The organism is Bradyrhizobium frederickii (genome assembly GCF_004570865.1).
Lineage (GTDB): Bacteria > Pseudomonadota > Alphaproteobacteria > Rhizobiales > Xanthobacteraceae > Bradyrhizobium > Bradyrhizobium frederickii.
The window spans coordinates 56,653-75,306 of the sequence record NZ_SPQS01000026.1 but is presented as its reverse complement, the minus strand read 5'-3'; the positions used below and the strand labels follow the sequence as shown (position 1 = coordinate 75,306).

The 18,654-nt window shown below is 59.2% G+C and carries 13 protein-coding genes; 11 read left to right on the top strand and 2 right to left on the bottom strand.

What is annotated here, in order from left to right; translation table 11 throughout:
- Window positions 1-60 precede the first annotated feature (60 nt).
- The 10 genes from E4K64_RS33010 to E4K64_RS32965 all read left to right on the top strand — a co-directional run bounded on the left by E4K64_RS33010 (window position 61) and on the right by E4K64_RS32965 (window position 15,257).
- The gene (locus E4K64_RS33010) at window positions 61-3,633 is read left to right on the top strand and encodes a GAF domain-containing protein (protein ID WP_235884855.1); all 3,573 of its coding nucleotides are present in this window, start codon (window positions 61-63) and stop codon (window positions 3,631-3,633) included.
- A 2-nt stretch (window positions 3,634-3,635) separates the two neighbouring features.
- Complete coding sequence (locus E4K64_RS33005) at window positions 3,636-4,025, top strand: response regulator (RefSeq protein ID WP_135167070.1); 390 nt, start codon at window positions 3,636-3,638, stop codon at window positions 4,023-4,025.
- Window positions 4,026-4,033: 8 nt separating this feature from the next.
- Window positions 4,034-4,963: a universal stress protein gene (locus E4K64_RS33000; RefSeq protein WP_235884854.1), complete on the top strand. Its 930-nt coding sequence runs from the start codon at window positions 4,034-4,036 to the stop codon at window positions 4,961-4,963.
- 609 nt (window positions 4,964-5,572) lie between these two features.
- On the top strand, window positions 5,573-6,904 hold the full coding sequence (locus E4K64_RS32995) for a tyrosine-type recombinase/integrase (protein WP_126259240.1): 1,332 nt from the start codon (window positions 5,573-5,575) through the stop codon (window positions 6,902-6,904).
- A 738-nt stretch (window positions 6,905-7,642) separates the two neighbouring features.
- Entirely contained in the window at window positions 7,643-8,620 is a 978-nt protein-coding gene (locus E4K64_RS32985) for an AAA family ATPase (RefSeq protein WP_235884853.1), read from the top strand.
- A 7-nt stretch (window positions 8,621-8,627) separates the two neighbouring features.
- The gene (locus E4K64_RS32980; protein WP_126259242.1) at window positions 8,628-10,967 is read left to right on the top strand and encodes a S8 family peptidase; all 2,340 of its coding nucleotides are present in this window, start codon (window positions 8,628-8,630) and stop codon (window positions 10,965-10,967) included.
- Between the two features lie 353 nt (window positions 10,968-11,320).
- Window positions 11,321-11,947, top strand: a complete 627-nt coding sequence (gene queC, locus E4K64_RS32975) for a 7-cyano-7-deazaguanine synthase QueC (RefSeq protein WP_126259243.1) — start codon at window positions 11,321-11,323, stop codon at window positions 11,945-11,947.
- A gap of 2 nt (window positions 11,948-11,949) precedes the next feature.
- Complete coding sequence (locus E4K64_RS41955) at window positions 11,950-13,173, top strand: GIY-YIG domain-containing protein (protein WP_430642547.1); 1,224 nt, start codon at window positions 11,950-11,952, stop codon at window positions 13,171-13,173.
- A complete protein-coding gene (locus tag E4K64_RS32970; RefSeq protein WP_164718802.1) occupies window positions 13,163-14,800 on the top strand; it encodes an SIR2 family protein in 1,638 nt (545 codons plus the stop codon). Before E4K64_RS41955 ends, E4K64_RS32970 begins: the two co-directional genes overlap by 11 nt.
- A complete protein-coding gene (locus E4K64_RS32965; protein ID WP_347338642.1) occupies window positions 14,781-15,257 on the top strand; it encodes a nucleoside 2-deoxyribosyltransferase in 477 nt (158 codons plus the stop codon). The genes E4K64_RS32970 and E4K64_RS32965 overlap by 20 nt, the downstream gene beginning before the upstream one ends.
- A gap of 312 nt (window positions 15,258-15,569) precedes the next feature.
- Here E4K64_RS32965 and E4K64_RS32960 read toward each other — a convergent pair whose 3' ends face one another.
- Together E4K64_RS32960 and E4K64_RS32955 are read right to left on the bottom strand one after the other, a co-directional pair.
- Window positions 15,570-16,682 (bottom strand): XRE family transcriptional regulator, encoded by a 1,113-nt coding sequence (locus E4K64_RS32960; protein ID WP_126259246.1) that lies wholly within the window; start codon window positions 16,680-16,682, stop codon window positions 15,570-15,572.
- A gap of 10 nt (window positions 16,683-16,692) precedes the next feature.
- Window positions 16,693-17,367, bottom strand: a complete 675-nt coding sequence (locus tag E4K64_RS32955; RefSeq protein ID WP_126259247.1) for a hypothetical protein — start codon at window positions 17,365-17,367, stop codon at window positions 16,693-16,695.
- Between the two features lie 265 nt (window positions 17,368-17,632).
- Between E4K64_RS32955 and E4K64_RS32950 the strand changes: the two genes are divergently transcribed.
- On the top strand, window positions 17,633-18,598 hold the full coding sequence (locus E4K64_RS32950; RefSeq protein ID WP_126259248.1) for a DUF2971 domain-containing protein: 966 nt from the start codon (window positions 17,633-17,635) through the stop codon (window positions 18,596-18,598).
- The last annotated feature ends 56 nt before the right edge of the window (window positions 18,599-18,654 follow it).

The window sequence follows — 18,654 nt, the reverse complement described above, 5'->3', positions numbered from 1 at the left end:
CGCTTTCTTGATTTTATTTTGACGTCGGCCGCGAACCGGCCGGCGACGTGGATTTTCATCATGGCCGCGCTTCCTCAGGACGTGGTGACGGATTTGCAGCAGGAGAAGGCGCGGCTCCAGGCCGAATTGCGCGCCGCACAAGATCGCGAGAACGCCACTGCGGACATTCTCAAGATCATCGCCAGTTCGCCATCGGAGGTGAAGCCGGTATTCGATGCAATTGCGAGGCAGGCCAATGCCTTGCTTGGCGGATTTTCGACCACCGTATTCCGCTTCATCGACGGCACGGCCCATTTGGCGGCATTCACGCCGACGAATTCTGCCGCCGACGAGGCCTTAAAGAACATGTTTCCGAGGCCAATTGCCGAGTTTGAAAGTTTCGCAGGAGTTCAGGCGGGTAAGGTAGTACCGACTCCCGACACTGAAACGCTGACGAACGAAATTAAATTCATCGCTCGCGCCCGCGGCTTTCGCAGCATGTTGTTCGTTCCGCTCGCGACCGGCGGCGTGGTGATCGGCATGATCAGCGTAACGCGGACCGAGCCCGGTACTTTCGCTCCGCATCATGTGCAACTTCTGCAGACCTTCGCCGACCAGGCCGTTATCGCCATTGAGAATACGCGGCTGTTCAATGAGGTGCAGGCGCGTACCGACGACTTGCGGGAATCGCTGCAGCAGCAGACCGCGACCGCCGATGTCTTGAAGGTCATCAGCCGCTCCGCGTTTGATTTGCAGCCGGTTCTCGACACACTGACGGAATCAGCGGCATGGCTGAGTGGTGCCGACATGGCGGCCATCGTCCGGCAGGACGCCGACGGCGCCTACTGTCATGCAACGCGATACAATTTCTCGCCCGAGTGGGCCGAAGTCTCGGCGGGCATCCGGCTTAGTGCCGGACGCGGCAGCGTCGTTGGGCGTGTGCTGCTATGCGGCAAGGCCGTCCAGATTCAGGATGTCCTGGTCGATCCCGAATATGCCTATCCCGAGCAGCAGAGGGCCGGCGGGTATCGCACCCTCCTGGGCGTGCCCCTGCTTCGGTCCGGGGAAACGATCGGCGTGCTATTCCTGGGCCGCAAGACCGTGAACTCGTTCACGGACAAGCAGATCGACCTGGTTTCCACTTTCGCCGATCAGGCCGTGATCGCGATCGAGAATGTCCGGCTATTCGATGAGGTCCAGGCGAAGACGCGCGATCTCGCCGAATCGCTTCAGCAGCAAACGGCCACGGCCGATGTGCTGAAGGTGATCAGCCGCTCGACCTTCGACCTGCAAACCGTGCTCGATACGCTGGTCGATTCGGCGGCGCGGTTGTGCGAAGCGGAGATGGCGTTCATCATGCGCCGCGAGGGCGATGAATATCAGGCCGGAGCAGCGGTAGGGTTCTCCGAGGAATACATCGAGTTTCTGCGGGCTCACCCAATTAGCCCCGGACGGAGCACGGTCACAGGTCGGGCCGTCCTCGAACGCCGTCCGGTGCAGATCCTCGACGTCGCTGCCGATCCCGAATATGGCCTGCAGGCGTCGATCACCATGGCCGGTCAGCGCACCGCGCTCGGTGTTCCTCTCCTGCGCGAGAATGAGCCGACCGGCGCGATCGTGATCGCCCGCAAGCGCGTGCAGCCCTTCACGGAAAAGCAGATCGAACTCGTCACCACGTTTGCCGACCAGGCCGTGATCGCTATCGAGAATGTGCGGCTCCTGGAACAATTGCAGACCAGGACGCGGGATCTGTCCGAGGCGCTGATGTACCAGACCGGCAGCGCCGATATCCTGCGCGTCATCGCGTCCTCGCCGACCGAAGTCGGTCCCGTGCTCAAGGCCATTGTGGAAAGCGCATGCGGACTTTGCGAGGCCTATGATGCGCTGGTCGTTCTGAGGGACGGGGACGATCTCGTTATCCAGGCGCACCATGGCCAAGTTCCCGTGGTGTGGAGCCGACGATCGATCAGTGCGGAATCGCCCACCGGCCGGGCCATTATCGATCGCCGCACAGTTCATGTGCACGACCTGCTCGGGCCTGAAGGGGAGGAATTCCCGACGGGACGAGAATATGCGCTTCGCTCCAGCGTTCGGACCGTCCTTAGCGTGCCGCTTTTGCGAGAAGGCGAGAGCATGGGGGCAATCGTGCTACGCCGTACGGAGGTGCGCCCGTTCGGCGAGAAGCAGATCAACCTGCTTCAGACCTTTGCAGACCAGGCAGTCATCGCCATCGGCAACGTGCGTCTGTTCGAGCAGCTGAACGAATCGCTGGAGCGACAGACGGCAACGTCGGAGGTGCTGGAGATCATAAGCGCTTCATCGGGCGCCTTGACCCCGGTCTTCGACAAGATGCTGGAGAATGCGACCCGCATTTGCGGCGCAGGTTTCGGCACCATGAATCTCTACGAGGACGGCGGCTTCCGCACGGTGGCGCTGCATAACGCGCCACAGGCTTATATTGACACCCGGCTATCCCGGAAAATTCGCCCGCACCCGGCAAGCGGGCTCGGCACCGTCGAGAAAACTCATCAGACGGTTCATATCGACGATATCAGGACTCAGCCGCCCTACGTCGAAGGCAACCCGAACGTTCGCGCGCTCGCCGATCTTGCCGGTGCAAGGACGCTCGTCATCGTGCCAATGCTCAAGGAAGATGAGCTGATCGGCACCATCACGATCTTCCGGCAGGAAGTTAAGCCCTTCACCGACAAGCAGATCGAACTCGTATCCAATTTCGCGCACCAGGGCGTGATAGCAATCGAGAATGCACGCCTGCTGAATGAACTGCGCGAGCGCACAAGGGAATTGTCGCAGTCGCTCGAGGAACTTCGAAATGCGCAGGATCGGTTGGTCCAGACCGAGAAGCTTGCCTCGCTCGGGCAACTTACCGCCGGCATTGCACATGAAATCAAGAACCCGCTCAACTTCATCAACAATTTCGCTGCGCTGTCCTCCGAGCTGATCGACGAGCTCCGCGACGGGCTGCGCTCAGCCACGTTTGGCGAGGCAGCAAGGCAGGACATCGACGCGCTGATACACCTGCTGCGGGGCAATCTGGAAAAGATCGTGCAGCACGGAACGCGCGCCGATTCCATTGTCAAGAACATGCTTCTGCACTCTCGCGAGGGGGCAGGCGAGCGCCGCTCGGCCGATATCAACGCCATCGTCGAAGAGAGCCTCAACCTTGCCTATCACGGGGCGCGCGCTGAAAAAGCAGGCTTCAATATCACGCTTGAAAGGAATCTCGATCCATCCGCAGGGGCGCTCGAGCTGTATCCGCAGGAAATCACGCGGGTGGTCCTCAATCTCGTTTCCAATGGATTCTACGCGGCGAGCAAACAAAAGAACGCCACCGGCGACGGCTTCGAGCCCAAGCTGCGCGCGACGACCACAAATCTGGGCGGTTCCGTTGAAATCCGGATTCGCGACAATGGCGCCGGCATCCCGGCCGACGTGAGAGAGAAGATATTCAATCCATTCTTCACGACCAAGCCCGCAGGCGAAGGCACCGGCCTCGGCCTTTCAATCTGTCATGACATCATCGTGAAGCAGCACGGCGGCAGCATCGAGGTCGATACCGAGCCCGGCGACTATACCGAGTTCATCATTACGCTGCCACGTACGCTGGCTGCACCATCGCGAACCGGAGGCTGAAGTTGAGCGTCTACATATTGGTCGTCGACGACGAACCGGACGTCGAGGCCTTGTTTCGCCAGCAGTTTCGCCGCGATTTGCGCGCCGGCCGCTTTCTCATGGAGTTCGCATCTAGCGCGCCCGCGGCCTTGGAGCGCGCGGTCGAGATGGAGGATGCCACCCTGATTCTGATCCTGTCCGACATCAACATGCCCGGAATGAGCGGGCTGGAGATGTTGCCCATCGTGCGTTCGGTTCGCCCCGATGTGCCGGTCATCATGATCACGGCCTACGGCGACGCCGAGACCAGGCGCAAGGCGCTGGCGAACGGCGCAGCCGATCTGATGACCAAACCAATCGACTTCGCGGCGCTGCGCCAGGAGATAGACACAAGGCTTGAGCAGGCCGCCTGACCATTCTCGTGGTCGATGACAAACCGGAACGTCTCGCAACGTGGAATAACGCAGCGCATCTGACCTCAATGTTCACCGAAAACGCCGGGAGGTTGAAAATGAAGACGCTCTTGGTCCCGCTTCAAAATATTCCGATGATGACATCCACGCTCAATGTCGTAGTAGGCCTCGCGCGACGTACTGGCGCCTATATCGAAGGCTTTCCGCTGCGATTCGGCATCCCGCCATATGTGGCCTCAGAATTGGCCACCGGCATCCTCCTGGATTCGTTTGAGGCGAAGAGCGAGGCCGAATTGAATGACATGCGCAACTTCTTCGAAGCATTCATGCTGAAGCACGACATTCCTCGAGCCACTGCGGGTTCAGGTCGGCCATGCTTCGGCTGGCTGGAGAACGCGCCCGAGGGCGACGACTTTGTCGGAAATTATGGGCGCGCTTTCGATCTGATCGTGATGGCACGGTCTGACGTCGATGCTCCGGGCCTTCACCGTCGCGCGATCGAATCCGCGCTGTTTGAGAGCGGCAGGCCGGTCCTGCTGGCGCCGTTGAATGCACCGCCAAGCGTCGCGACAAACATCATGATCCACTGGAATGGTAGTACCGAGCAAGCGCGGGCAAACGCATTTGCCATGCCGCTGCTTCGCCTGGCGAAAAGGGTATCGGTTCTAACTGTCATTGGCGGCCAGGAGGTACCAGGACCATCTGCCGATCGGATCGTCGAGCAACTGCGCTACAATGACATTGCAGCCGAGGCGATAAGGGTTGAGCTGGGGAATCGCGATACCGGCGAGGCGGTCCTCGATGCCGCCAGGACCAAGGGCTGCGATCTCCTGATCAAGGGCGCTTTCACCCGCACTCGGCTGCGGCAAATGATATTCGGCGGGGCGACCAGCTACATCATGGAACACGCGGATCTGCCGGTCCTGATGGCTCATTAAAGCATGATCCGGAAAAGTGCGCAGCGTTTTTTCCGAAAAGATCATGCTTAAACAACGACCTAAAGCGCGATGACGATTCATCGCATCGCGCTTTAGAGCGGTAAGCGGCTCTGTTTTGCCCGGCGGAGCAAGATGAATTCGGAAAAATGCGTAACCCATTGATCCAACTGACGCCGGTTACTGTGCATGGGGTTGTTTTCACGATTTTGCCAGACCGGGAGCAAGACGCCCCAGTCAGTCTACGCTCTTCGAGCTACGCCGGACACGCTTCGCCACTGTTGGACGTGGCTGCGCCACGCGAAGCCTCTTGGCGAAGCGTGGTGGGCGCACAAGGGATCGAACCTTGGACCTCTCCCGTGTGAACCACAATCGGTAGACCCGATCCAACCAAATCCGGCCATAGTTGAGATGCAAAAACCTCTTTGATTGATGGTGGGTATGGCCTTGTGCGGCCATAAGAGGCCATAGGTGATCTTGCTACATTTTGTATGCCCCCGTTGTGCCCGCCGTGGATTTTCCCTCGGGGCACAAAAACGGGGGAGGTCTGAGACCCGGTTCTGTTCGAGGTTGGCCGCCCTTGTTGCGGGGCACAGAGAGAGGGAATGGATCATGACGGAGCCGGCCAGCCAGCTGACACTCACCGATGCGGTGATCCGCAACGCAACGCTGCCGCCGGGTAAGGCGCAGCACTATCTCCACGACGACAAGCTGCCCGGCCTCGCCTTGCGCATGCGCGCCACCGGCGGCCGGACCTGGGTCTACCTCTTCACCAAGCCGGGGGTGAGGGGTACCCAGCGCAAGACCCTCGGCGCGTGGCCCAAATATAATGAGAAGGCCGCGCGCAAGGCCGCCACCATCGCCGCAGGCGAGGTGGTCAAGGGCTTGGACCCGAACGACGCGAAGCGCGAGGCGAGGCGGCAACAGGCAGCCGAGAAGCAGCGCACCACGCTCGCGACCCTCATTGTTGAAGATGGTCCCTACCAGACGTCCTTGACCGAACGTCAAGTTGTCAACTGGAAGCCAGCAATGTCGGCGTTGCGGCGCGGGCTCAAGGATCACGCCGAGAGCGGCGTAGGGGACCTGACGCGACGGCAAATCATGGCTGCGGTCGACAAGATTGCCAAGACCGGCAAGCGCGGTGCCGCCAAGGACTTGCGCAAGCACGTGCACACCTTCCTCGAATGGTGCGTCGGCGAAGGTTACGTCGAGCACAACGTGCTCGCCGGCTATCGCGCGCCCAAGGAAACTCGCGCGCAGAGAGTCGGGCGCCGAACAAAGGGCCGCGCGCTGACCGATGAGGAAATCATCAAGGTCTGGGATGCATCCGGCAAGCTCGGGGCTTTCGGTCTCCTGGCACGCATGTGCCTGCTCGGCGGCCCGCGCCGCAGCGAGCCTACGATGATCGAGTGGCGAAAGCACATCATGGACGACCGGATCACCTTCGATGCGGCGTGGACCAAGATGGGGCTGCACCACGATGTGCCGCGCACTCACCTGGTTGACGAGGTGCTCACGGCCGCGAAACATTTCCAGCGCGCGACGTCCGACTATGTCTTCCCGTCACCGAAGACCGGTGGGCAGATGTCGGGCTTTACCAAGATGGTCAACCGCCTGGTCAAGGAAGCGGGCGTTGCCAAGTTCACCATGCATGACCTAAGGCGCAGTTTGCGCACCATCATGTCGCGCTGTGGCTACGACAACGAAATCCAGCGATTGTGTGTTGGGCAGAAGCCAAGCGGAATCGATCAAGTCTACAATCACGACGAACAGTGGATCATCCGCAAGATGGCGTTCGAGGCCGCTCACGACTACATCGCAGAGTTGGTTGGCGCGAAACGCATCGGGAAGATCGTGCGCCTGCAGCGGACGAATCCACTTGACCCGATCAAGGCCGAGCTGCTCGGCCGTCTCCGTGAGCATTATGCGGCCGAGGCGTCCTAGTCGTCTTATCGCACTTGGCCAGATAGTCCCGCACCGCATCGACACGATAGAGGGGGCGGCCATCGACGTAGCGCCATTTCAGCGGGTGGTTCGGATCGCGCCGCCACTGTTCCAGCGCTCCGGGCGTGCGCCGGATGACCGCTGCTGTCTCCAAAGCCGTCAAATTAGAGCTGCCCGGCAGCGTATCGATATCGAACGTCGCCGGTGGCGGCATACCACGGTTCCTGCGATGGCGCTTCGCCCCAGGCGGTATTTTCCTACTACCTGGCGATCTAAATGCCTCGATCCGAATCATTCCGTCCTTGCCGCCCATGCCTCCGCTCCAACCCACAATCGGTCTTGGGCGATCAAAGCCTAGGCTTCTCCGGAAAAGAAGAAATCCCGAGCGCGGATCGGGCTGCTGGGTAGCCGTGGCGTACAAATAGGACGAAGAGCAATCTCACGCGCGCCGGGTCCGCTCAGGCGATAGAAAGCCACCCGATGGTGATGACGTCGGGGTCAGCATCGCGTCTCTTTTGCGCGGCGATCGGCGCTCTTGGTCGGCATGGGGACCGAGCTAAGCCTCGCGAGGGCGAGAACCGGGCGTTCGCGGGCCGACCGGAACAGCTAGAGGCGGCGCCCAACCCCCAATTGTGCTGTTTAAATCGGGCGGTAACCCCATCGTGCGACGGTCGGATTGCGGTTATGATTCGACCCAACCGGAGAAAGTGAAGCAGAGCCATGGCCCGCGGAGAGTTGATGAAGAAATTGCTGGCCAGCTACGGTCGGGACGAGGAGTTCCGCGCCGTGGCGGAGCAAATCATCGACGAGGAAGAGAAGAAGAATAATCGGGTGCTTGCGCGTAGCCTGCGCAAGACTTTGGAGACCGGCCCAAGCCCAAGCCGACCCAGCGGTCCAAAGGGACTGGCGCCCCTGATTCCCTTCCCCGATGCGGCTGCAGATTTCATTGAACGTGTAGAACCAACGCATGCGCGCAATGATATCGTTCTCGGCGCGACCAATGTCCGCGTGCTCCTTGGGCTCATCAAGGAATACCGTCGCGCGGACGACATTCGTCGCCATGGCCTGAAGGTACGCTCCAAATTATTGTTCTGTGGACCGCCGGGCTGCGGCAAGACGCTCTGCGCTGAAATCTTCGCGGCGGAGCTCGGTTTGCCACTTTTTCTCGTCAAGCTAGATAGGCTGATCTCGTCCTATCTCGGGGAGACAGCAGGCAATGTCCGCAAGATCTTCGAGTTTGCCCGCAAACAGCCGTGCGTCCTCTTCTTCGACGAGTTCGACGCGCTGGCGCGCTCGCGCGAAGACAGCAGCGAGCACAATGAATTGCGGCGGGTCGTGAACAGCCTGCTGCTCTTCATTGATAATATTCGACCGAAGGGCTTCCTGATCGCCGCCACCAATCTCGACCGATCGCTGGATCCCGCGATTTGGCGGAGGTTCGACGAGGTCGTATGGTTTGACAAGCCAAGCAAGTCGATGATCGGCCGCTTCCTACGATTGAAGTTCAAGAATGTCTCCGTGGCCTTCGATCCGCTGCGGCATGCGTCGGCGTTGGACGGCTATTCCTATGCCGAGATCGAACGCGTCTGCATCCAGGCGATCAAGTCGATGATCGTCGAGCGCCGCAAGCAGGTTTTGGAACGCGACTTCAATCGCGCCTTGGAAGATGAGGTAAGGCGCCGCGCTGGCCAATCGCGGCTCGCGCCGCCGAGTTAGTCGCAACGTGGCGCGCTACGATCATCTCGAACTCGTCCGACTGCCCGAGCAATTCGAGCGTCGTAAGCATGGCGGAGGTGGACCCCCACCCGCACGGGACCGTGGCCAGCACAGCGGGAGGCTGCGCGACGAGCTCGATGCAGCAACTCAGGAACAACGCAGCCGCCGCAAACCCGAGTTCGTTGACCCCTCACTAATCCTACGCGTACAAATGACCGGGGCGCCTCTGGAGGAAGAGTGGCAGCGTCTCGGACTCACAGTGCTGTCGAGCGATGCGGACCGCACACTCGTGCTGTTCGCTTCGAACGACGAGATGCAAGAGTTTCGCGCCCGGCTCGACGCCTACCAAGCCGGGGCCCCGCCTGGCCAGAAGCACGCGCCATACAACAATTTCGTCGCTGGAATCGAAAGCATAGGGTCAGTCGAGCCACGCGACCGAATCGGCCACCGCCTGCGTGAAGAGGGTTTTTCCGCTCCCAACGATTTTTTACCCCGCACATCTTACCTGGTCGATCTCGAGCTTTGGGACCTCGGCGAGCGCCGCCTGCGCGAGCGCAAGCTCGAGGATGTCATCAGCTATGTCGAAGCCCGAGCGGGCGAGGTTCTAGATCGCTATATCGGCCCCTCGATCAGCATGTTCCGCGCGCGCCTGACGGGCGAACTCATTCGCACCTTACTGACAATCGAGGAAATCGCCGCGATCGACCTCCCGCCCGCACCCGATGTGACGACGGCGGACGCGCTCGATCTGACGCTGACCGACGTTCCTCCAATGAACGCGCTTGCCGACGATGCACCGGTGATCGGCATCATCGATAGTGGTGTCAACGATCATCCGTTTCTGGCCGATGTTTTCGCAGGCGCGATCGCCGTGCCCGACGACCTTGGCACCGCAGATGTCTGGGGACACGGCACTCGTGTCGCTGGTGTGGCGGTCTTCGGCGACCTTCGTGCACAGCTAGGGCGGGGGGAACTGCAGCGCGGCGCCCGGATTTGCGCGGCGAAGGTCGTGAACGACCAGGGGGATTTTGACGACCGGCGCCTCGTTCCCTCCCAGATGCGGCAAGCGGTGACGACCTTGAAGCAGCGGTTCGGTTGTCGGATTTTCGTCATCGCTCTCGCCGACCGGCGCCGTGTCTTCGATGGTGGGAAGGTTGGAACGTGGGCCGCCACGCTTGACGAGCTCGCGCGCGAGCTTGACGTCGTCATCATCGTGTCGGCCGGAAACCGCAGCCCGCGTGGCGGCAATCGCCTTGAGCAGGCAGTCACTGAGTATCCGCGATATCTCCTTGAGGATGCCAACCGCTTCTTCGAGCCAGCTGGCGCGCTGAACGTCATTACCGTGGGTGCGCTGGCGCACGGCGAAGGGCTCGATCCAGATCGTGCCGATGACGTTCGCGTCCGTCCGATCACGCGCGAGCTTGAACCATCGCCATTCTCGCGCGTGGGGCCTGGGCCCGGAGGCGCGACCAAACCCGATGTTGTTGAAGTCGGCGGGACGCTGATCTTCGACCCTGTGGTCGGCCGCCTTCGTGGAGGCGAGGAGCTAGCCAGCGCCGGCGTGCTGACACTTTATCACCGCTATCTTGACCGGCTGTTCACAGGGGGATCGGGAACGTCCTACGCCGCGCCGCGAGTTGCGTTTAGCGCAGCGCAAATACTGACGCGCTTCCCGCAGGCGTCAGCCAATCTGGTCCGCGCTCTGCTCGTGGGATCTGCAGACATTCCAGAGTCCTCGCGGGATCGATTGCAGCTTCTAGGGACCGAGGCCATACGCAACATCTGCGGGCATGGCCTCGTCAACCTCGAACGCGCAGCTTTCTCCGACGATGCTCGCGTGACGCTTTACGCCGAGGACGAGCTTGCTCTCGATCACTTCGCAGTCTACCGGATTCCGATTCCCGATGCCTTTCAGGCGGGTAACGGTGAACGCGTAATCCGCGTAACGCTGGCGTTTGATCCCCCGGTTCGGCACACGCGAAACGACTATGCAGGTTTGGGTATGAGCTTCCGGCTGGTCCGAGGATGTGAGCCGGACTTGATTTTCGAACACTATCGTCGACGCGAGCAGGCAGAGGGTCCATTTCCAGAACTCGCACCGCGATACAACTGTCAGCTTATTCCTGGGCCGCAGGCACGAGAGAGGGGGACCGTTCAATCCGCGATGGTGGCATTCAAGCGGGGCGTCGAGGAGTATGGAGACAGCTATTATCTCGTCGTGCGTTGCGAGAGTGGCTGGGCGACGCATGTGGAGCGGCAGTCATTTGCCGTCATTGTCCAACTATTGCACAAGGCCGAAGTGCAGCTCTACGAAAGAGTACAACAGAGGATTCGGCTCGGCGCGTAACCCCGGCGCGTAAGCGAGACGAGGAAGGCGCTCAAAGAGCGATGAGCGTCACAGTAGCATTGCATCCGGTGTGATTTTCTCGGCTCCGGTTTGTGCGGGCGCCCCGCTGGAGGGACCCGGCAGTCGCTGTTAGGTGAGAACAATAAGGGAACAAGGTGGCTTGTCTTGATCAACGAGCGGATTATCCACTGGTGGTCGACCACTAGCCGGGGCAATTTCTGGCTGTGCGTCACCTATTCGCTCAGTAGGAGCCGGAGACTCGGTTAGGATTCTTCGACGTTACCGGCTCTTGGTCTTTAAGCCGGATTGCATGCCTTGGGCACTTCAGACCTCGAGGAAGTTGGAGGTGATTGATGAGGCGTCGAATTTTGGTGCTTCATAGCGGGGGTATGGATTCGACCGTGTGCCTTTACGCAGCGCATCGGGCGGGTCATGAGGTAATAAGCCTTGGCGTCGACTATGGGCAACGGCTTGCTGTAGAAATGACGTTTGCAGAGCAGCAAGCTGCAGCCATCGGGGCGCGCCGGGAAGTGGTCCGTGTTCAATGGGAAAAACCCCAGCGTAAAATTCCACTCGATCGCGACATTGAAGAAATGCCCTCTTCGATCTCACCCGCGTTCCTGCCTGGACGCAATATTGTCTTTCTGTCACTTGCCGCCGCACATGCGGCGGGCCTACACGCGGATGAAATCCACATAGGGCTCAATTGCGTAGACTTTTCCGGTTATCCTGACTGTACGATCGAATTTTTTGAGTCTTTCAGAAATATGTTAGCCATAGCAAGCCCTGGAGGGGCCAGCTTACAAGCTCCGTTGCTGAGAATGAGTAAGCGGCAAATCGCTTTGCTCGCGCGCGAGCTTGGCTTAGGCGAGTGGGACACTTGGAGCTGTTACAGGCCCCAACGCGTCAACGGCACCATCGCACCGTGCCATCATTGCGATGCATGTAAGCTACATGCTCACGCTTGGGCAGGACTCTGATTATGGGTGATCTCGCCCTCGTTGCGTGCACGAAAACCAAGCGCCAAGTAGCGACGCATGCCTCAGATCTCTACGTCTCCCCGTTGTTTCGAAAGTCGTTGCTCGCGGCTCTCGATCGCTGCAAGCAAGTTCGGATCTTATCGGCGAAGCATGGGTTGCTGAATCCAGGCGACATCGTCTCGCCCTATGAGCAGACTCTTAAGTTCATGCCCGCAGCTGAACGCGCTGCTTGGGGAACTCGGGTCGCTGCTCAGCTCGCATCGGCCGCTTCCCCAAATGATACCCTTATCTTCTTCACCGGGGATGACTACTTCAAGCCCCTTAAGTCTACCTTGCTGGCCTCAGGCTACAGACTCCAACAACCGCTCGGGCGTAGATCCCTTGGCGCACGGTTACAGTACCTTCGAGAGATTAATGACGAAGCCCTTCTGAAGACGATGCTAATCCGCTTCGGACAGTTGATGCGTCAGTTAGCTCGCATTCAGGTCGGTGGACGACTTCTTTCCCAAGCGACTGGACGGCAGCCATGGCCCGAGCGAGGGCTCTATTTCGTTGTCGAGCCTGTTGGACCCGCTGGCCGAGACTGGATCACGCGGGTCGGAACTCACGCAGTGAGTGCTGGCTCACGCACCACCTTGTGGGACCGCATTAGTACGCACCGTGGGGTCGCAGGCCACGGCGGAGGTAGTCATCGATCATCGATATTCCGCTCGCACGTAGGACGGGCTCTCGGCCGCAGAGGGGACGAGGCATTGCCCGCATCTTGGGGCGTCGGTCAGTCTGCACCAGCAGATGTGCGGGCTAGTGAGTCTTTGTTGGAGCGAAAAGTATCCAGCGTCATCGGCGACATGCGATTGCTTTGGCTAAGTGTTCCTGATGCGGCTGGGCCTCGGAGCGATCGAGCATATCTTGAGCGAAATATTATCGGTCTACTGTCCCGCACAAACGTTTTGGGAATACGACCGGCTCCCAATAGCAATTGGCTCGGACGGGCGAGCGTCGACTGGCGGATCGTCACCTCCGGGCTTTGGAATCTAGATCATTTGTTTTTTCGTCCGGATCCCAGATTCTTGGACGTACTTGAAATCTACATAAACATTATGGGCGGCAAGGACGCTCCACGGGAAGAATCGCTCGCCCCGGTAGATTGGGCTTGCCGGCCCTCACATGCGAACCACGAACAGCTCAACCTCTTCGAGACGGATAACAAGCTTCATGGTGCGTAAATCTGGTCCGTCAGATCCTTCGAACTTGATGGGCAACTCAGCGCGAGCGATCGTGCACCTGCGCGCACAGCGACATCGAAAGCGACTAGGCCTAATCTTCGGAGCAGGCGCCAGCAAGGCGTTAGGATTTCCCGGATGGGAAGATCTGGTCAATCGTATTGCAAGGCACGAGGCCGTTCAGGCGGAAGATGTGTTGAGCAGGGCAGGTGAGATCAAACCGCCACGATCACTCGCTGCACTCACGCACATGATGTTTGACCATTTTCGCGCGCGAAAGCTGAGTGGTGCAGGTCTTGACACATCGGTGCCTCTACTGCAGGAGCAGCGGATCAAAAGCGATTGGCTACGGATCATTCATAGCGAGCTATATCGAGATGTCCCTAAAGCTGCAGACGACCGAAAAAAGTCGATTGAGGCCCATCCGTATCTGAAATCATTCCTGGATGTCGTTAAAGCCTCGCCGCTCACGGTGAACTACAATTTCGACGATACGATCGAGAAGTTGTTGATGTTTTCGCGAAATGAAGAAGAGGAGTCGACCACTCGGGGTTACGAGACCATCGACAAACCGAATGCTCAATTCCAGAAGCCAGCTGGCGTGATCTATCATCCCAATGGCTTCCTGCCATCTCGCTTCGACGACGGCGCTAGTGCAGATCTTGTGTTTGATAGTGACGGGTTCCAGGATCAGTTGATAAGCGCAGCGAATGGACGCTACGTTCACCTCTCAAATCACCTTTCCCGCAATACATGCCTGTTGATCGGGTTGTCGCTTGATGACACGACTCTGCAGAGTATGCTTCGGCAGAATGCCGTTGCGAGCCCTGGGCACATTCACTATTTTGTTCACTTTGTCGGGACCGATACCTCCCTCTCCGACGAAACTCGGAAGGCGGTCTTCGATTCCAACTTTACATCGTACAATCTCTATACGTTGTTTCTAGACGCTGATGGAATTCGCCATCTGGCAGATTTAATCCGGATGCCAGACTCGCAATTCGTCCGTTTCCAGCCGAATAGTCGGAAACTCGTCTACTACGTGGTAGGCTCTATCGGGGCAGGCAAAAGTACTGCAGCCTCCAATTTTCGTAGCTTGATCACCTATGATGAATGGATCGACGAGCGACTTCCCGAGCTGGCGCGCCCGCAGAGTGCCGAGGATGATGCTTCGAGCATAGACAGTTGGATCGCCGAACAATTCCGCAAAAAGAACTATGCCCTAAATGAATGTAAGGAAGGCATTCATCTTGTGGATCGATGTCCACTTGATCCTCTGACCTTCCCGGGAGACAAGCAAGCGAAGGCGGCGAACCTCCTCGCGACGATGACTCACGAAAATGCGATGACGATTGCGCAGGGGCACGTGATCATGCTGGATTGCGATTTGGATGAATTGAAGCATCGCAACAGTCTCAAGCACAAATATTGGGAAGATGACAAACTCTCAAGCTTGATCAACGAGATCGATTTGGTGTACCGCGACGTTCCCAAGACTGTTCTGTGCACTCGCGGTCGAAGCATCGACGAAGTCGCTCGTGAAATTGCTCGTATAATATTTCTCGCGGAATACACCCCTGTCGATATTGGCGCCGAATTGCAAAAACATTGTGAGGCCGTCTGTGCCTAGTCCCTGCGTCTACCTGGCTGCACCGCTCTTCAATCCGCGTGAACGCGCCTTTAATGATCGTCTCACTCGAGAATTGGAGCAGCGGAACGTTAAGGTGTTTCTTCCACAGCGCGACGGTACACTTCTTGTCGATATGCTGGAAGCGGGCGTCTCTCAGATTGTCGCTGAGCGCAGAGTATTCGCGCAAGACATTGACGCATTGCGATCGTCGGATGCCTTGGTAGCAGTACTGGACGGCGCGACAATCGATGAGGGGGTCGCCTTTGAGGTAGGCTTCGCCTACGCTCTCGGGCTCACATGCGTTGCGATTCAGACCGACGTGAGAAGAGCCTTACCCACAGGCAATAATCCAATGATTAGCCAATCCTTTCGAGAAATCTTCACGTCGGAAGACGAGTTGCTACATTGGGTGGACACCTATTCACTCGACTGGCAGGCAGCCCGGGCGACTGCTTGAGGCACTGTAGCGAGCGATGGCCAACATTTTCATTGCCCGGCGCCGAACTGCGCCGTTCCTGTAGCGGCCATGCCGACACCGAATTGGTGCGCCACGCCGACTGTACGACTGAGAGACAGAGCGGGCTAGGTGCGATGGATAGTTGCTCCTTCGTTCCTTCAGAATCCTCCTGCTCGGCCTCCCGAATTGACTCCAGGCATGGGCTTCCAAGCCGGCTACGCAGGACGATTGCTTCGGCGGTCGTGAGCTTCACCGGACTGAAGGTGAGGACTGCTTGAGGTCCGCCGGTGGCGGATTCGCGATCGGCACGAACTAGATCTGCCGCAATGTAGGGAATGATACCACCTTGTTCTGCAGGCTGCCGCTAGGTAGCGAGCAGAGCGACTCCACATCACTGGCGTTGAGGAGCACGTCCTCGGCGATCTCGGTGGGGAGCTTGACCTTGTTGTCAATCAGCATCTGCGCGGCCGAGCCGAGCACCGTCGGCCTCGACAGCGCGAAAGCATTGTCGAGCGGTTCTCGCTTGCGGATGCCACGGGCGTTCATTTGCTTCCACATGTATTTGACCTGATCGGCGTTCAAGATCCCGAGTTCCTTGCACCGGTAGATCATCGCCGCCACGGCCACGCGCCACCGGCCCTTGAGCGATATGAAGTAGTCGATGGTTGTGTTCGCGATCTCCCGCGCGAACGTCCGGCGTGGCAGGAGCAGGGCGCCGGCGAACCGGTTGGCCTGGTTCTCAAGCCGGTCCAGGTTGCGACTGTTCACTTCGACGGCGTTGTGCAGGACGAGGTGGCCGAGTTCGTGTGCCATGTTGAAGAGCTTACGCGAGTTACTCTCCTGGTCGGCTGCGTAGAGCACGTATGGTCGGCCGCCCTGCCAGCGGGAGACTGCATCCATGTCCTCGCAGCGCACCGGCTCCTCGATCACGATAACGCCGTGGTATTCGAGCAGCGGAGCCAGATCGGTGATTGGACCATAGCCGACGCTCCAGAACTCGCGCAGTTGGTCAGCGATCTCCTCAATCCGCTCGTTGCCGTCGCGTTCGTAGTCGAACTCGATAGCGGGTAAGTGCACTGGCGGCAGCTCGACGTATTCCGCGAGGGACTCCGCTATGTAGAACGCCCACTCCAGCCGACGGCCGATCCGCAGGCGGTCGGGCCGCTGCATGCGCTTCAGGCTGCGCCATGTCGGCGTCAGGAAGCGCTCAGCAGTATGTTTGCGCGGCGCTATGAAGAAACCCGGTGGCTGGCGGGTGACGGCGATGATCTTGCTGAACACGTCGCCGCGCGGTGCGAAGGCGCCAGTCTCATAGGTGCCAACGGACTGGCGGCTCACGCCGATCGCGTCGGCGAACTGCTCGTCGGTCATGCCGACGGACTCGCGCGCCTCCCGAATCCTCTCGGGGATGATCCTCGCAGACATGGGCACGCCTTCAACGCTTGGTGTCGTCGTTCTTTTTCTTCTTCTCCATCATCGAGACCACGTTGTCCTTGAGCTTCATCTTGGACTTCGGGTCAACCTCGGCCGGCCGTTTCGCGTCCTCCGACTTCTTCTGCACGACGACGGTCATCAGGTTGATACGCGCGAGCCACTCGTCAGCATTCGCCGACGGCGACTGCCAGAGCGCGTGCGAGAGCCGCCCGTCTGGCGCTGCGCGATAGGTCAACCACGTGTAGAGCTTCGGCGGTGCCAGGCGGATGATCCGTTCCTGCTCGGTCTCGAACAGGTTCGGCATGTTCGACGCCCGCGCGTCCTGGCGGTTCGGCGTGTCTTCCGGAAACTTGGTCGGGTCCTCGGTGCGGACGATGTGCGCGTGGCAGTCGCCGCTGTAAATGTCGAGCCAGTGCCAGGTGCCGCGAGGCATCGGCATCAGCGTGCACTTGAATGGGAGATCGCCGGCTTTGCACATCTCCTCGAAACGCATCAGGATGCCGGCTCGGCGGATCAGACCGCGCATGTCGTCCCCGACTTCTGACGAGAACATCGGGGTGCCCTTGATCACATCGTCGCCTGCGGCGATGCCTTCTCGCAGGGCCCGCAGCGTGTTTGCGTAGGTGTCGTAGGCGAACGCGGCGTCCAACCGCTGCTGAAAAGTCTTGGTCTGCATGGTGGTACGGCTTCCCTCTGCCCCGACGCGCGCCAAGTAGATCGCCCTTTTTTCTGTCCTGTGTCAAGTTCTGTGCCCCTTTTTCTATCAGTTCGTGGAGGTTGGGAGCAAAGATCCCAAAAGATCAGGGACTTAGGCTGCCGAAGAACGAGGTCCGGCCGTTCGCCGCCTTGCGCCGAAACCCACCGAAGTGCCCACCGTGTTGCTACTCATCCGATTCGTACCCCAAAACCCGCGAACCCGAATCGCGGCTCAAGAGGAAGCAATGGCAGAAAAACGAAGCGTTCCGAGGCGGCTGTTCAAATACCGCGCGTTCAATAATCTCACACTCGATATGATCATTGCGGACAATCTCTTTTATGCCGATCCGAGCACATTCAATGATCCGCTCGACACGCGGCCGTCGCTCAACGCCGATCTTCCTGCCACAGACATCGAGAGCGCGTTACGGCAACTCATCGAGCGACGCGTCAGCGCGGAGATGAAAGCCGCGGCTCAGACAATCAGGTACAAAGGTCCGAAAACCCTGGATCATATCGATCGACTTAGCCGCCTACAGGCCGATCAGGTCATCTCGGAAATAATCCACAACGCGACCGACCCAAGCTATGAAATAGATGACCCTCTTCAGTTTCTGCTTGGCCGCTATCTGGAGAAGGAACTGTTACTGCAATATGATAAGGGCATTGTATCTTTGGGTCAGCGCGCTACCTGCCCGTTAATGTGGAGCCACTATGGCGATCAGCATCACGGCGTCTGCATCGGCTACTCGGTGCCTTCTGATGCGCTCGATGATCTCCATAAGGTTCAGTACGGCGGCACGCGGCTCGTCGATGCCAGCAAGGTCCTAGCTATGCTCGACGGCGACAAGGACGCCCGTCGTCAGGTCGACGAGGCCGTTCTGTTGCGAAAGGCGGCGAGCTGGCGATACGAGCAGGAATGGCGTTTGATTGGGCCGCGCGGGGTGCAGCGTTCCCTACTGGAGCTCGAAGAGGTGATTTTCGGAATGCGCTGCAAGGAAGCCGTAAAGTACGCCATCGTTACCGCCCTGGATGGTAGGCAACGGCCCGTTCGTTTTTATGAAATGCGCGAGCTCCACGGGACCTTCAATCTGAAGAAATATCCGCTGGAAGAAGGAGAAATGAGGGCCTTTTTTCCGAGGCGATCTCGTGACATCCACGAAGCATTCCAATCCATCGCCGCTACCCAGAGGGAGGGGCAACCGTCCTGATGGCTCTGCCTTCGCTAAGGTCGTATGCCGAAACTCCTCAGCATGTACGGAGACGA

Bases quoted from the DNA above. Each gene is read 5' to 3' on its own strand.
- E4K64_RS32970 (WP_164718802.1), top strand. From the start codon at position 13,163: ATGGTGCGTAAATCTGGTCCGTCAGATCCTTCGAACTTGATGGGCAAC.
- E4K64_RS32985 (WP_235884853.1), top strand. From the start codon at position 7,643: ATGAAGAAATTGCTGGCCAGCTACGGTCGGGACGAGGAGTTCCGCGCC.
- E4K64_RS32950 (WP_126259248.1), top strand. From the start codon at position 17,633: ATGGCAGAAAAACGAAGCGTTCCGAGGCGGCTGTTCAAATACCGCGCG.
- queC (WP_126259243.1), top strand. From the start codon at position 11,321: ATGAGGCGTCGAATTTTGGTGCTTCATAGCGGGGGTATGGATTCGACC.
- E4K64_RS41955 (WP_430642547.1), top strand. From the start codon at position 11,950: ATGGGTGATCTCGCCCTCGTTGCGTGCACGAAAACCAAGCGCCAAGTA.
- E4K64_RS33010 (WP_235884855.1), top strand. From the start codon at position 61: ATGGCCGCGCTTCCTCAGGACGTGGTGACGGATTTGCAGCAGGAGAAG.
- E4K64_RS32995 (WP_126259240.1), top strand. From the start codon at position 5,573: ATGACGGAGCCGGCCAGCCAGCTGACACTCACCGATGCGGTGATCCGC.
- E4K64_RS32955 (WP_126259247.1), bottom strand. From the start codon at position 17,367: ATGCAGACCAAGACTTTTCAGCAGCGGTTGGACGCCGCGTTCGCCTAC.
- E4K64_RS32960 (WP_126259246.1), bottom strand. From the start codon at position 16,682: ATGTCTGCGAGGATCATCCCCGAGAGGATTCGGGAGGCGCGCGAGTCC.